The 15,318-nt window shown below is 40.0% G+C and carries 11 protein-coding genes and 1 pseudogene; 2 read left to right on the forward strand and 10 right to left on the reverse strand.

The window, feature by feature from the left end; all coding sequences use genetic code 11:
• Positions 1–55: 55 nt before the first annotated feature.
• Positions 56–2,299 (reverse strand): AAA domain-containing protein, encoded by a 2,244-nt coding sequence (locus CCK98_RS18275; RefSeq protein ID WP_088087872.1) that lies wholly within the window; start codon positions 2,297–2,299, stop codon positions 56–58.
• A gap of 107 nt (positions 2,300–2,406) precedes the next feature.
• Here CCK98_RS18275 and CCK98_RS18280 point away from each other — a divergent pair, with 107 nt between their 5' ends.
• Complete coding sequence (locus tag CCK98_RS18280) at positions 2,407–3,312, forward strand: hypothetical protein (RefSeq protein WP_088087873.1); 906 nt, start codon at positions 2,407–2,409, stop codon at positions 3,310–3,312.
• 103 nt (positions 3,313–3,415) lie between these two features.
• Positions 3,416–4,974 (forward strand): IS3 family transposase gene (locus tag CCK98_RS18285; RefSeq protein ID WP_088087874.1). Its coding sequence is split into 2 segments (ribosomal slippage): positions 3,416–4,049 and positions 4,049–4,974, totalling 1,560 coding nucleotides; the frame shifts between segments, so codons are not numbered across the junction.
• 76 nt (positions 4,975–5,050) lie between these two features.
• Here the strand turns inward: CCK98_RS18285 and CCK98_RS18290 are convergent.
• The 9 genes and pseudogenes from CCK98_RS18290 to CCK98_RS18325 all read right to left on the reverse strand — a co-directional run bounded on the left by CCK98_RS18290 (position 5,051) and on the right by CCK98_RS18325 (position 14,699).
• A complete protein-coding gene (locus tag CCK98_RS18290) occupies positions 5,051–6,406 on the reverse strand; it encodes an aspartate aminotransferase family protein (protein ID WP_088087875.1) in 1,356 nt (451 codons plus the stop codon).
• A gap of 55 nt (positions 6,407–6,461) precedes the next feature.
• Complete coding sequence (locus CCK98_RS18295) at positions 6,462–7,928, reverse strand: CoA-acylating methylmalonate-semialdehyde dehydrogenase (RefSeq protein WP_088087876.1); 1,467 nt, start codon at positions 7,926–7,928, stop codon at positions 6,462–6,464.
• 157 nt (positions 7,929–8,085) lie between these two features.
• Positions 8,086–9,714 (reverse strand): PucR family transcriptional regulator, encoded by a 1,629-nt coding sequence (locus tag CCK98_RS18300; RefSeq protein ID WP_088087877.1) that lies wholly within the window; start codon positions 9,712–9,714, stop codon positions 8,086–8,088.
• Between the two features lie 83 nt (positions 9,715–9,797).
• The gene (locus CCK98_RS18305) at positions 9,798–10,040 is read right to left on the reverse strand and encodes a hypothetical protein (protein WP_373408501.1); all 243 of its coding nucleotides are present in this window, start codon (positions 10,038–10,040) and stop codon (positions 9,798–9,800) included.
• 30 nt (positions 10,041–10,070) lie between these two features.
• Positions 10,071–10,289, reverse strand: a complete 219-nt coding sequence (locus CCK98_RS18310; RefSeq protein ID WP_088087879.1) for a hypothetical protein — start codon at positions 10,287–10,289, stop codon at positions 10,071–10,073.
• A gap of 1 nt (position 10,290) precedes the next feature.
• Positions 10,291–10,470 (reverse strand): annotated as a pseudogene (locus CCK98_RS36420) (nitrate reductase); the annotation flags it as partial.
• A gap of 114 nt (positions 10,471–10,584) precedes the next feature.
• The gene (gene hydA / locus CCK98_RS18315) at positions 10,585–12,003 is read right to left on the reverse strand and encodes a dihydropyrimidinase (protein ID WP_088087880.1); all 1,419 of its coding nucleotides are present in this window, start codon (positions 12,001–12,003) and stop codon (positions 10,585–10,587) included.
• A gap of 21 nt (positions 12,004–12,024) precedes the next feature.
• On the reverse strand, positions 12,025–13,311 hold the full coding sequence (gene preA, locus CCK98_RS18320; RefSeq protein WP_088087881.1) for an NAD-dependent dihydropyrimidine dehydrogenase subunit PreA: 1,287 nt from the start codon (positions 13,309–13,311) through the stop codon (positions 12,025–12,027).
• A 32-nt stretch (positions 13,312–13,343) separates the two neighbouring features.
• Positions 13,344–14,699, reverse strand: a complete 1,356-nt coding sequence (locus tag CCK98_RS18325; RefSeq protein ID WP_088090458.1) for an NAD(P)-dependent oxidoreductase — start codon at positions 14,697–14,699, stop codon at positions 13,344–13,346.
• Positions 14,700–15,318: the final 619 nt, after the last annotated feature.

Genomic DNA, 15,318 nt, shown 5'->3' on the forward strand with positions numbered 1-15,318 from the left:
CATTCTGGTTATTTAAAAGTGGAGGGACTCCCCTCCACTCAAACTTATATTACAACTACTCCCGAGCCTGAAACTGTCCCATAAAATACTCACATACCATCTCTGAATTGAGTCTGGCTGCAATATAAGGCGGTTGTACTCCTTTTACCGCCTCAACCGGTAAACCTAACCACAAAAGCTGCTCATCAATCATGATAAATGGAAACGACAGGCTTTCGTGCAACAATTGATTTGGTTGCAACTCCGCCCAAGGCTCTCCTGAAAAGACAGTTAATTTTACAGAATGGCTCCTATTTTTCAGCTTATCCTTCCATTGTGCGGAAAGAAATGTTTGTTCTGGTAAAGAAATAATGATCGATGATCTAGCAGAATCAATGTCTCTGAATACTTTCTCTAACTTAAGTGCATGGATCCATTGCAATCTTGGGTGCTGATCCTTTATCCATTTTCCAATATCTTTTGTCCCGATAGTTTGCTGATTTCTTTCTTGATGTTCTACAAGCTGACGCATTGTTTTACGATTATAGACATGCTTCCGGATAAAGGATTGATTGCTGACATGAATGAACTTTCCCTTCGTTCTTGTGATCGCAACATTGATCAACCGTTCACTATCCTTGCCAGTTAGAAGCATCCCAGCCCGTGTTTGTGGCTCACTGTCAACGGTGTCAAAAACCATGACATCACGCTCACTGCCTTGGAATCTGTGTACGGTCGCAGCAATAATATCGGCTGCTAAGAGTTCTTGTTCATATAAATCTGATAGAATCAGCTCCATTAAATTGGCTTGAGCACGGTATGGTGTGGCATATCCAATCGATCTTGACCCAGCCTGGTAGGATTCATGGATTAATTGAAAGGACAATAATACCTGCCACAAATTCAACCGTGAATTTGACCCCTTTTCTGTCATGCAATGTGCCCCAAGATGACTTGTATCAAGAAGTACCGCTGCCATTCCTGGAAAAGGCGCTAGGTCGACGATTCTTTTTCTACTTTTTAGAACACTTTCATGATCCCCCACAAGCGAATGATAAATAGTCTGATTCGTAAACGCAGAAATATCCGGGTGCATTCTCCGTTGCTCTTTTAATAAAAATAAGTGCGGATGAAGCATCCCATTCTTTACCCAATCGACAACGCCTGCCCGGTGGAAGATGTCCTCTTTTAGCCACATCGTGACTAACGGATCTCGAGAAGAGGCAATTGGTGGTAATTGTTTAAAATCGCCACAAATAATGACACGCTTTCCGAGTGAAGCAGCGAATGCCGCCTGAGGAACATAAGCCATGCTTGCCTCATCAAGGATTACAATCTCAAATTCTTTTTCATAGATGGCTGCATCTCCCGCTGCCTTAGCCAATGTTGTCCCGACAATAAACGCTTCCTTGATAAATTCAAGTTCCTTTTGGCGAATCTTTTCGAGGACCCTGGCAATCTTGGTCTCAAGCTCTAGCAATTGATTTGTATCCCTTTTGCTAAAAGAACGGGCGATACCCTGTTTTAGTTTCCGTCTTTCCTCTATTAACATTTCTTTCTCTTCCGCAAGCTGAGGGTCTTCTTTCTGAAGGAGCTGGCTTGTTGTAACCGCTTCATGATGTACGAGCTGCTCTCCAGTATTTAAGCCATAGCGGAGAACATCCCCTTCACGGAACCGGTCTTTCTTTTTAATAAAGGTCGATATCTCATTAATTAAAACATCGACCGCTTGGTTACTGTGCGATAAAATCAACACTTTTTTTTCCTGAAAATACTTATTAGCAGCTACCCGAGCCAAGGTGTAGGTTTTACCTGTTCCAGGTGGGCCCCAAACGAAGGTAACTGGGTTGTATTTGGAACGTAAAACTAACTCATGAACATTGCTTTTACTTTTTTCAACCGGATGCTTAGCAGGCATCGAAGGGTCCATCAACCGTTTCACTCTGATTCGTTTTTGCTTATTTTTTTTCATCTCATCGAGACGTTCAATGAGCTGGTCTAGCAGCTCCCAAGGATCGTGAAAAAGCTGCGCTTCAGGGATTAAATCTCCGAAAGATTGCTCCAAGGAGAGCATCACTCCTTTACCTTCTGAAGAAAGGACTCGTCCACTCAGTTTCATGCTTCCCCATTCCAGTCGAACCTGAGACCCAATCGGTATACGGATAGAAATAGCGGTATCAAAGTAGTATGTATAGGAACCTTCCGTTGAAAGCAACCTGCCATTTGAAACTTGAAATTTATTACTGCCAAATTTTTTTAAATGGAATATTTCATTTTGAAGAGCCTGCTGCCACTCTTTAATAAAATTTATCACTTTCATAAAAATAATCCCTTCTATATGCATAATCCCTACATATCTTAAATAAAAAAGACCATTGCGTTGCTTCCGAATATTATACATTAAATATATATGGAGGGATATTTCTTATGAGTAATTTTGATTTTCTACAAATAAGCCGGAATTTTAAGAGTTATTATCAAACCCTACGGGATGTCCATTATTATCTAACGAATGATTCTGATTTAAGTGAGGAGGAATTGCAAGCCGTTTCTAAGGTATTGAGTAAATTAATTTATGGATTTATTCGTATTAAAGGAACATCTTTTAGAGAAATGGACCGCGAACAGTTCGAACAAGAATTTAATCTATTTCATCAGGATTTTCTAAAAGTCATCCAAACTAGCGGTGAAAATTATGTGGACTTTGATCAATTCACTGCTCTAATTGATGAAATAATTGGAATCGCTGTTAAGAGGACAAATGCACTTGGAAAAATTATAAGAGTAAAACAACAACCTTTAATCGAAGATGACGAAATGCTTGAAGTAACTGAGGATGAAGCGCAATTAAGTAATGAAAATGAGGACGTTGTTGCCGATGAAGAAGTGGTGGTTGAGGTGATCGATGTAATGGATGAAATTAAAGAGGAAGTACCTGAAGTTAGAACTCATAGTACTGAATTAAAAACTTTTAATACTGAATTAAAAAGTTTTAGTACTGAATTAAAAAGTTTTAGTACTGATGATGAAACTCTAAGTACTGATGGTGAAATTTTAAGTACTGACGTAAAAACTTTTAGTACTGATGTTGAGACTCTGAGTAATGAGGTTGAAGGTGTCCAAGATGAAACTGGAAATGCTAAGAACAAAAAGCCGCAACAGGAAATTGAAGTGGTAATAGCTGATGTAGTTAAGGAGGTTAAAGTGGCGGCTGTGATGCCTAAAAAAGTGAAAAATAATTTTGTGGATGCTGCCCCAGTTGTTAATACCTTTACCGATTATGAAAGTAGTGACGATTTCCGGTTTCGACCTAGAAGGAGAAAAAATAGATAACCTTTGAAAAAAAGAACCCATGAAATTTACATTTGATATGCTCCCCAATAGGTAGACAGATTAAAAAATAAAAAATCTGGCTACTTATTGGGGAGTATTTATTATGTCTAAAAGGTCCTATTCTGTAGAAGAAAAATTCGAGATATTGAAAGTGTTGGTGGATAATCAATATTCGATAAACGAAGTCGCATCAATTTATAAAGTACACCACTCCTCTATTTTGGAATGGAAACATAAATTTGATAAGTATGGGACGGACGGTCTAAAGGAGTCTTCCACTTGGAAAAGGTATTCTAAGGAACTAAAACTATCCGCCATAAGGGATTACCTTTCTGGTAAATATTCTTTACGAGAGATTACAAGAAGGTATGAAATATCGGATTTATCGGTCCTCAGGAAATGGATTAACAAGTATAATAGTCATAGTGAATTAAAGGATACGTCACACGGAAGGACGAGCTCTATGACTAAAGGAAGAAAAACCACTTTAGATGAACGGAAACAAATTGTTTATTATTGCTTGGAGAACGGTAAAGATTATCAAAAAGCAGCCGAGACCTATCAAGTTTCTTATCAACAAGTATATCAGTGGGTTAAAAAGCATGAAGATGGTGGAGACGAAGCGCTTAGGGATAAGCGAGGAAAGAATAAAGTAGAAGCAGAGCTTTCTCCAGAAGAGAAGGTTAAACTCGAGATGCGAAAGCTGGAAAAAGAAAATGAACGTTTACGTGCAGAGAACGAATTCTTAAAAAAGTTAGAGGAGATCGAAAGGAGGCGAAGATAAGTCAAATTCGATTTGAAGATAAGTATATCGCAATTCAAGAGCTACATCAGGAAGAAAATCTCGCTATTGTCTTACTCTGTGAGGTTGCAGGAATTGCACGATCTGCTTATTATAAGTGGCTAAATCGCACACCTTCTGTTCGTGAGATTCGAAATGAAGAAATTATAAAGGAAATGAAGTCTCTTCATGAGAAAGTTGATGGAATCTATGGATACCGTCAAATGACTTTAAATATGAATCGAAAATTCGAGGAGGACCTCAATCATAAGCGAATTTATAGACTAATGAAGATATCTGGCCTTGAAAGCGTCATTCGGAAAAAGAAGAAACGTTATAAGCCCTCAACTCCCCAACACGTTGCAGAAAATGTGCTCAATCGTGAGTTCACAGCGGAAAAACCGAATGAAAAATGGGTTACGGATGTCACCGAATTTAAATATGGCCAATCAAAAAAGGCTTATTTAAGTGCGATTCGTGATCTATATGATGGGTCGATTGTTAGCTATGTTTTAGGACATTCAAATAATAATAACCTTGTCTTTAAGACACTAGACCAAGCAATAACCCATTTAGATGGAGACAAACCACTTATTCATAGTGATCGAGGGTATCAATACACCTCTCATGGATTTAAACGAAAGTTAGATGCCGAAGAGATGACGCATAGTATGTCGCGGGTGGGTAGATGTATTGATAACGGGCCAATGGAATCTTTTTGGGGAACACTTAAATGTGAAAAGTATTATTTACATAAGTATGAGACATTCGAAGAACTTTCTATTGCGATAGACGATTACATTAAATTTTATAATTATGAAAGATATCAAAAACGACTAAACGGCCTTAGCCCTATGGAATATAGAGCTAAAGCCGCTTAGTGCATTTTTATTATTTCCACTGTCTACTTGACGGGGGGCAGTTCAATTTGTAAATACATGGGTTCTTTTTTTATTTTCATCTAATTTTCTGAAGTGACTCAGTAAGTGTTTTGATCAGGAAGGTTAAATCTACCTGCTTAATCGTTAATGGCGGTGCCAGTGTTAATACATTGTTATATCCTGCTACTGTTGCGCCATTTTTTCCGATGATAATTCCTTCCTGCTTACAATTGACGATAACCTGATTGACAAGGTCATTCTCCAATGGTTCCTTGGTCCGCTTATCCTTTACTAATTCAATTCCGATCAATAACCCTTTTCCACGGACATCGCCAACATGGGGATGGTCTTGTAAAAGATTCTTTAAATCATTTAAGAGTTGCTCCCCTAAATCACGGGAACGATCAAATAATTTTTCATTTTCCATAATTTCAAGATTTTTTAAAGCGAGCGCACAAGCAGCTGGATTTCCTCCAAACGTATTGACATGGCGGAAGTAATCATACTCCTCTGTGCCTTTAAATGCTTCGTAAATGTCTTTACGGACAGCTGTAACGGAAAGGGGCAGGTACGCACTGGTAATCCCTTTTGCCATCGTTATGATGTCTGGCTTCACGCCATAGTTCATAAACCCGAATGGCTTTCCTGTACGGCCGAAGCCACAAATGACTTCATCGACAATGAGCAGTGCCCCGTGTTTTTCACATACCTCTTTTGCCGCTTTCATATAGCCATCGGGCGGAATGAGGACACCACCTCCGGTAATAATCGGTTCCATAATCATTGCCGCAATTGTTTCACTTAACTCCCATGTCATGGTCCGGTCAATTTCTTTGACGGAAGACAATTCCTTCGGATCTCCTACATTCGTATCATCCCGGTAGGAATCCGGTGGTGAGACATGAATAAAACCTGGTGCAAGCGGTTCGTACTTGTATTTTCTTTGCGCTTGCCCGGTGGCAGCCAAGGCCCCCATAGAATTCCCGTGATACGCTCGATAGCGGGAGACAATTTTGTAACGATTTTGTTCACCCTTTTGCTGATGGTACTGTCTTACTATTTTAAAGGCGGTTTCGTTTGCCTCGGAGCCGCTGTTTGAGAAAAAGATGACATATTCATCTCCTAACATCTGATTCAGCTTTTCTGCTAGTTTAATTGCTGGAACATGGCTTTGAGAAAGTGGAAAATAGGCCATTTCCTTCAGTTGTTCATAGGCCGCTTCGGCAAGCTCGGTCCTGCCATAACCGACGTTCACACACCAAAGGCCTGCCATCGCATCTAAGTAACGTTTCCCGTCGGCATCAGTCACCCATGACCCTTCAGCCTTGGCTGCAACGATTGTGGCTTTAGGGTTATAAGGCTTCATTGAGTGCCATACATATTTATCATCCTGTTCCAATAAAGTTTCCTGAGGACGACTTGTTTGAACCATCGTGCTTCCCTCCATTTCAAAGGTGCCTGACACCAAAAGTAATTTTGCCACTTGCTTAACCGTCAAAACGAGATGTAATCATTTTTTTGCGCGTATAGAAATTTAAGCCGTCTTTCCCGTTTACATGCATGTCACCATAGAAGGAATCCTTCCAGCCCGAAAATGGGAAGAATGCCATTGTTGCCGGTACGCCAACATTAATGCCAAGCATACCTGCTTCTGCTTCTTCACGGAATTGACGGATCGCTTTCGCATTGTTCGTATAGATGGTTGCGCCGTTGCCATACCTGGACTTTCGAATATATTCCAACCCTTCGTCTAAATCATTGGCACGAAGGAGACTTAATACCGGGGCAAAGAGTTCCTCCTTGGCAATTGTCATTTCAGGTGTGACGTGATCAAAAATAGTAGGTCCCAAGAAATTTCCTTCTGGGAGCTCATCCATTTCTCTGCGTCCATCCCTAATCAAATCAGCGCCTTCCGCAAGGCCTTTTTCAATATAGCCAAGTACTTTTTCACGGTGTTCCCTCCGGATAATCGGTGTTAATAACACTTCATCATCCATTCCGTTACCAATGATTAGTTCATCTGCCTTTTTCTTTAATGCGGCTACAAACGGCTCATTATCACCGACAACAACAACTGCACTGCAGGCCATACAACGTTGTCCCGCACTTCCAAACGTAGAAGTTATCACATGTTGGACAGCCTTATCCATATCTGCATCAGGCATGACAATATGATGATTTTTAGCTCCAGATAGGGCTTGAACTCTCTTTCCTTCTGCAGCAGCTCGCTGATAAACATACTTTGCAACAGGTTGTGAGCCAACAAATGAAATGGCCGCAATGTCCATATGCTCGAGTAAGCCATTGACAACATCATGAGCACCGTGGACCACATTTAACACGCCTTTTGGTGCACCAGCTTCCATGAACAACTCTGCTAATCTATTAGCTAATATTGGTGTGCGTTCAGATGGCTTTAGCACAAACGTATTACCACAAGCGATCGCTAGCGGGAACATCCATAGCGGGACCATCATCGGGAAGTTAAAGGGTGTAATCCCGCCGACAATCCCTACAGGGTAACGGAACATTTCGGAATCAATATCTTCAGCAATACCTGATAACGTTTCTCCCATCATTAACGTTGGAGCACCTGATGCAAATTCAACACACTCAATCCCGCGCTGGACCTCACCGTAAGCTTCTTTGTATGCCTTTCCATTTTCTAGCACAATTAATCTTGCTAATTCTTTATGGTTTTCAGTTAACAGATGGTGGTATTTAAAAAGAATTCTGGCTCTTTTTGGAACCGGGACATTCTTCCACTCCTTAAATGCAGCCTTAGCCGCTGCCACTGCTAGATTTACATCCTCTTTCGTTGACACAGGCACCTTTGTTAACAGCTCATTCGTAGCAGGATTGGGTACATCTAGTGTTTGGACGCTGTTCGAGTTCACCCATTCACCGTTAATGAAATTTTTTAAAATGGCCGTATCTTTTTTTGTTACACTCATATATCTAACCTCCTAAATTTTTTATATATAGTGTTTGAATTTTCTACCTTGATAGCCTTATAATCTCATTATCTCGTATCTAAACCACGCTTTCATTAGACGAACTGTTAATTGAGGCGAACCAATTCTTTGACGATTTGAATAGTCAATTGGACATTTATTCTGTTTTTCTGAAACTGGTATTGCTTGTATTTTGTTGGGAAGCTGATAAGTAATCTTGGACAAGTAGCATGAATTCGATAGCTACTCGTTTTTCATGTTCCATAAAGTCTTCTCCCAGAATGTTTTCAAGCTTTTGTAGGCGATGGTACAGTGTTTGCCTGACAATAAAAAGCTTGCTTGCGGCTTCTTGTTTTGATCCATTACATTCTAAATAGACCTTTAATGTCTCTAGCAGCTTGCCATTATATTTTTGATCATATTGAATAACAGGCTGTAAATACTCTGCTGCAATCTCTTTTAGGTTAACGTGTTTACTCATTTGTGAAATAAGACGATATAAATGCAGATCCTCATAAAAATAATAGGTCGCTTTATTGGTCATCTTTTGTTGTATTCGCTGAGTTTCCTTCGCTGTGAGATAACTTTTATGTACTTCATTTAAATTTCCAATAAAATTTCCTACCGCAATCAAGATTTTTGCTGAGCACTGTTTTCTAATAAACTCTGATTCGGTAATGGATTCAATTGCCTTCTTAATCCGTTCCTTTACATTCTTTTTCGTCCGATTATTTACAAGAATGAATGTAAGCTCATTCCTTTTTTCAACAGGAAACACAGTGAAGCCATTCTGTTCAAATACCGAGCGAAATAATAACTTTAAATAGGTAACATCTTGGGTTATTTTTTCTTTTAGAGGAATAAGCTTTGTGATTAAGACCACTGCTTCATTCGTTTTTGTTTTAATCCCGTTCAGGGTAAAATATTCACTAATGCTTTCGAGTGAATGTTCACCCTCAAGCCAGCCGTAAAGCCACTCAAACTCCTCGACACGCTTTTTTTCTTCAACATACATTTCCCTTAATAAATGCTGGGCCAGTGCTGTTGCGGTACGATCCAAAATCAATAAATCGTATTCACTGATAGGGATATCCTCTGAACAAATAAATAACTCTGCATATTCTTGTCCAAACAAGAATATAGGGGCAGACGCTATATGATCACATGGGTGTATTTTGGTCCCTTCAAGCTGGGTCATTAGTTTTTTTTGTTCAGTTTGACTAATTTCCGGGACAAATTCATAGTCCAGATTCTTTAAGCGGAAAATAATTTGTAAGTCCAATGCAGAAAAAATGCATTGAAGAATATCACCATAACTCTCCATCGTTAGAAGTCGTTTATTTAAGCTTTGCGAGTAATGCTCTAAATCTGAAATCTTCTGGTATTGCTGGTTAATAATGATTGAGTGGATGTCTTGAGTAATTTTCACAAACGGAACTTCCTGTGTAAAAATAATAATCGGAAATTGATGTTCATTAGCAATATCTATGACTTCCGCTGGGATGGCTGTCATGTATGTCCCCATTTCAATACATAAACCAGCTGCATTGTTTTCAAGAAATTCCATTATCATCGAAACAAATAAATCGGTATTATCTTTCCAGGCAACACCTGTTGCTAGAATAAGTTCATCTCCATTAAGAAGATTTCGAATACTGGTGACCTCGACGATATGAACCCATTTGACGAATCGATGAATACCGTCTTCCCCAGCGATAACCCGTGCATTTTCAAAATGCTTTCGATTTAAAATATCTGCCACCGTTAATTGAAAATGTTCTTTCATCATTTGGCTCTCCTCGCAAAAGTGAAAACAGATTGAATAGGTGAAAAAGGATTGGTCCTGCAACCAATCCTTTCAATATATATCTAGAGTATTATCGGGAAGTTTACTTTTATTTCACTAAGCATTGACTCAAATTCATTTCGATCTAGAAAGTCTTCAGACTGCCAATTTTCCATGATCCAGGCCACTAATTCTTTAGGAGAGTTGAAGTACTCACCGCTAGAATCAGATTTTCGTATCGTATAACGTCCATTGTCTTCATCTATTGTGACTACACAAGGGTACGCATTATCCTTTGATCTTAAATAGAATTCCAAACTTCCCACCCCTATTATTATCTTTTAACACTTAGCACCTCACGAACTTGTGTGATTCTGCTTCAATAAAAGACTAGTAAAATATTTTCGTGCATTTGCTGTTCCAATCAAAAGTGTTTCAAATACATTTCCTTTGGGATGTAAAAATTCCACAGTAGCCCCATTTAAATGTTCTTTAACACCATTTATGCGATAGCCCTTCTGAATAAGGAAATCAATTTTGTCTCTTTCATCTAGAAATTGCTGATAATCTGACATCAAATCTCCCCCTTTTATTTTTTGGTGCCTTGATGAAGCGTGAAATAGTGGGAATATCTGCACTTAATGTCGCCCAAAAACCCATATTACTAAAAATAACAACTAAAAAGGCTGAAAAAGCAGCGCCGCCGGTTACAGGGGACTCGACCCAACTCCAGACCTCTCTGCCCGCAGCTGTTGCCTGACAAATTCAACAAACGGTCAACAACAATTAATCAAGCAATTGCTCAGCAAATCTGAGCAATTGCAGATAGGAGTAGTTCGATTAGTGTTTAAGTGAAGCTAAGATAATTAGCTAGATAGATAGTGTTTCACTTTGGTTTACTAGTGTATTTTTATTATATTTTGCCCTCTTCAAATATTGGCCAGAACCTGGTTTTCCAACAAATTGCTTGTCGCGAACAACAAATTCCCCACGTGACAACACCGAAACCGGCTCGCCGGTTACCTTCATACCTTCAAACGCATTGTAATCAACAGCCATATGATGTGTTTCGGCCGAAATCACACGTTCGATATTCGGATCAAAGATAACAATGTCTGCATCTGCACCGATGGTGATTGTCCCTTTTTTCGGGAATAAGCCAAAAAGCTTTGCGCTGCGGGTTGAGGTAATATCAACAAATTGATTTAGACTAATCCGTCCCTTCTTCACCCCCTCAGAGAATAATACCGACAAACGATCTTCAATAATTGGACCGCCGTTCGGTATTTTAGTAAAATCATCTCTTCCTAAATCCTTTTGCCCTTTAAAATCAAAGGAACATTGGTCAGAACCAATCGTTTGCAATTGACCACTCTTCAAAGCATTCCAAAGAACATCCTGATTCCACTTCTCTCTTAATGGCGGTGACCAAACATATTTAGCCCCTTCAAAATTAGGCTTTTCTAAACAGTCTTGATCAAGGACTAAATATTGAGGACAGGTTTCTCCCCAGACATCAAAGCCCTTGCTTCGGGCTATCGCTATTTGTTCCACTGCATCTGCACAAGAGACATGTACTACGTATAGCTGTGAATTGGCAAGTCCCGTAAATTTTGCTGCACGCCCTGTAGCTTCGCCCTCTAATTCCTGCGGTCTCGTTAGTGCGTGATAAATCGGGGCCGTTTTCCCTTCATCAAGGGCTTTTTTCGTTAAGTAATCAATGACATCCCCATTTTCTGCATGGACCATGACCAAGGCTCCGTGTTCTTTTGCAGAGATAAGTGTCTTGAACAATGTTTCATCATCCGCTTGAAATACATTTTTGTAAGCCATAAATACCTTAAAAGAGGTAATTCCTTCTTCAGTAATAACTTGAGGGAGCTCACTGAGAACATTCTCGTTGATTTCTGAGATCATTAAGTGGAAACCATAATCAATAACAGCTTTTTCTCCTGATTTATCATGCCATGTTTGAATCGCATTTTTCAGCGGCTCCCCCTTATTGGTTAAGCAAAAATCAATAACCGTTGTCGTTCCGCCAAAGGCAGCAGCAATGGTCCCTGATTCGAAATCATCCTTTGTCACCGTTCCACCAAATGGCATATCGAGATGGGTGTGTGGATCGATCCCTCCAGGAAAAACAAAACAACCTTTCGCATCGATTATTTCCGCGCCAGTCGCTGATAGATTTGTCCCGATTTGTGATATTTTACCATCTTCAATTAATATTTCTGCTTGGTATGTGTCTGTAGCCGTGACAATGGTTCCGTTTTTGATAATTTTTTTCATCAATAATTCCCTCCATATCTTCTACTTGGTTAGATCTGCTTTACATTCTACAACTCCACTTAAGGCAGCCTGTCGTTCATTCCAAGTCATCGGCGGCAGTTCTCTTGCTGCTTCGACCATATCAATCGCCCCATCTACAGGACATACGATCGAACATAAATTACAACCGACACAATCCTCTTCCCTCACTTTGAGGAAGCTCTTTCCATTTGCGTCCGTCAACATATCGATACATTGATGCGAGGTATCTTCGCAGGCAATATGACACTTATTGCAATTGATACAGACATCGGTATTGATTTTTGCGACGATATTGTAATTTAAATCCAAGTTGCCCCAATCCGAGTATTTAGGGACGGATTTTCCGATGATTTCAGTCACAGAGGCAATTCCTTTACTATCTAGATAATTGCTGAGTCCTTCAATCATATCTTCAACGATTCGGAACCCATGGTGCATGGCGGCCGTACAAATTTGAACGCCAGCGGCTCCCATCAACATAAATTCAACGGCATCCCTCCAATTGGAAATACCGCCAATCCCCGAAATTGGCACGTTAATATGCGGATGTCTTGCACATTCAGCGACCATGTTTAAGGCAATCGGCTTAACTGCAGGTCCGCAATAGCCGCCGTGTGCACCCTTTCCGGCCACATGTGGAATCGTATTCCATGAATCGAGATCAACACCCATGAGACTGTTAATCGTATTGATCATACTGATCGCGTCCGCACCGCCATTGCAGGCAGCTTCTGCGGTCGCCGTAATATCAGTGATATTTGGCGTTAATTTTACAATCACAGGTGTCTTTGCAACTTCTTTCACCCAAAAGGTCTGACGCTCAACAAGTGCAGGGACCTGGCCCGAAGCCGAACCCATGCCGCGCTCTGCCATCCCGTGGGGACAGCCAAAATTCAACTCAAGTCCATCAACACCGACATCCTCCACACGTTTAACGATTTCATGCCACTTTTCCTGCTTTGGTTCCACCATTAACGAAGCAATGATCGCATGGTTAGGAAATCGCTTTTTGGTTTCATAGATTTCTTTTAAATTGACATCTAAAGGTCGGTCGGTGATTAGTTCAATATTATTGAAACCGGCCACCCTTTGTCCGTTAAAACTAATTGCAGCAAACCTTGATGATACATTCAAAATAGGATCACCCAATGTTTTCCAGACTGCCCCGCCCCAACCAGCATCAAAGGCTCTTTGTACCTGATAGCCAGAGTTGGTAGGCGGTGCTGATGCCAGCCAGAACGGGTTAGGAGATTTTATCCCTGCAAGATTAATACGTAAATCAGCCATCTATTTTTCTCCCCTTTTTATCAAATAAGAAGTTATTTTGCCGTTCCGACAACAGAATATTGTTTATGAATGGCATAGGCCACATCTTTTCCCTGTTGCGCAGCGGTTACGACCATGGCGTCCCCATTCCCCTTACCAAACACAACATCTCCGCATCCAAACACTTTGGGATTGGAGGTTTGGAACGTTTCTTGATTTACCTTGACAACCCCGCCATCATGGCTAAGATCGAACCCTTCAATTAACTTCAGGTGTCTGGTTTGACCGATTGCTTTTACCACAGCATCGACAGGAAGTACATATTCGGAACCCTCGATTGCTACAGGTCTGCGCCGTCCATCTTTTTCTGGATCCCCAAGTTTCATTTTGATACACTCTATTCCGGTTACCTTCCCGGTTTCATCACCGATAATCCTTTTTGGTGCTGTTAACCAGCGGAATTCCACACCGTCTTGTTTGGCAAAATCATATTCAAATTCATAGGCCGTCATTTCTTCTTCCGTTCTCCGGTATAAGATTTTGACGTTTTCAGCTCCTAACCGAACGGAACAAGTCGCACCATCAATCGCGGTATTCCCAGCACCAATTACGACAACCCGTTTTCCAACAAACTCTTCGGATAACTGGCCACTTTTTGTTGCCTTGACAAATTCAATCGCATCAAATACACCCGCTAAGTTTTCGCCTTCAACACCCAGGTTTGGAACATGTGCCATACCTATTGCTAATACTATATAATCAAAATTTTCAGTAATTTCTTCGGCTGAAATATCCTTGCCGACCATTGTGTTCGTTTTAATGGTTACATTCAATTTCTCAACCTGCTCTACTTCCCAGAAGGAAATTCTTTGAGGTAAACGGAAAGAGACAATTCCATACGTATTTAAGCCGCCTGCTTTCTCGGCCCCCTCAAATATTGTAACCTCGTATCCCAATCTCGCCAGTTCCCTTGCCGCCGATAGTCCAGCCGGACCACCGCCGATGACAGCAACTGTTCGTCCATTCGCTTGACCTGGTCGAAAAAGTACTTGCTCATTTGTCATTGCCCAATCCGTAGCATATCTTTGTAGATTGCCTATCATAATCGGCTTGGTTGAATGATTTAGGACGCAAGCACCTTCACATAGTTCATCGGTTGGACAAACCCTAGAACAGCTTGCACCAACTGGATTTGAAGACATGATTGTTTTAGCGGAACCTAGTAAGTTTCCTGAGGCAATTTTTTTAATAAAGGTTGGAATATCAATACCTGTCGGGCAGGCCTTTATACATGGAGCATCATAGCAATAGAGGCACCGATTGGATTCTTCAACAGCTTCTTGGTTTGTCAGTCCCTGCTCCACCTCTAGAAAGTTCTTTTCAAGATTGGATAAGGATATACGCTGCATTTTTTCATTCGCCAAAGAGAAGCCCTCCTTCTTATATGAATGGTTTATGGCCAATACATATGGAATAAATAAATTATTTAAGTGCTGATCTTTAAAATGTAAGCGCTTTAATAAACTGATATTACCAAAAAGGGACCAACTCCTTTAGTCAAATATCTATTTCGCAGAAAATTCTGCATCTTATTATTATTTTACAGACTGATTTTAGACATTTCACCTAACAATCTGTAAATTGATGCAAGCATTTATTTAATCATTATGTAAAAAGAAAGTAGTTTACTATGAATGTAACCCTAAGGGGAGTATTGTTGTTAGATGTAAATTGGAAATTATATGGAATATTGTAAATAGTTTTATCAGAGGGCAGATTGCTTGTACACTTTTCTGAATCCTTTTTCAATTTAACACAATAATACCAAAAATATTGTAAAAAGAAATCGAATTGTCAATTAATCTTACAAGCTTTATTTGTTCATTTTCAAATGTCTAATCAGTAAAGTATTACTTACCTAACAATGCTTCTTCCTTCTAAGGAAAACTGACTTATTATAAAACAATCGTAAAAAACTTCTCGACATTTTCTACGAATGTGGAGGAAATGACCCCCCTTTTTATAAAA

This window comes from Bacillus sp. OV166 (genome assembly GCF_900177675.1).
GTDB lineage: Bacteria > Bacillota > Bacilli > Bacillales > Cytobacillaceae > Neobacillus.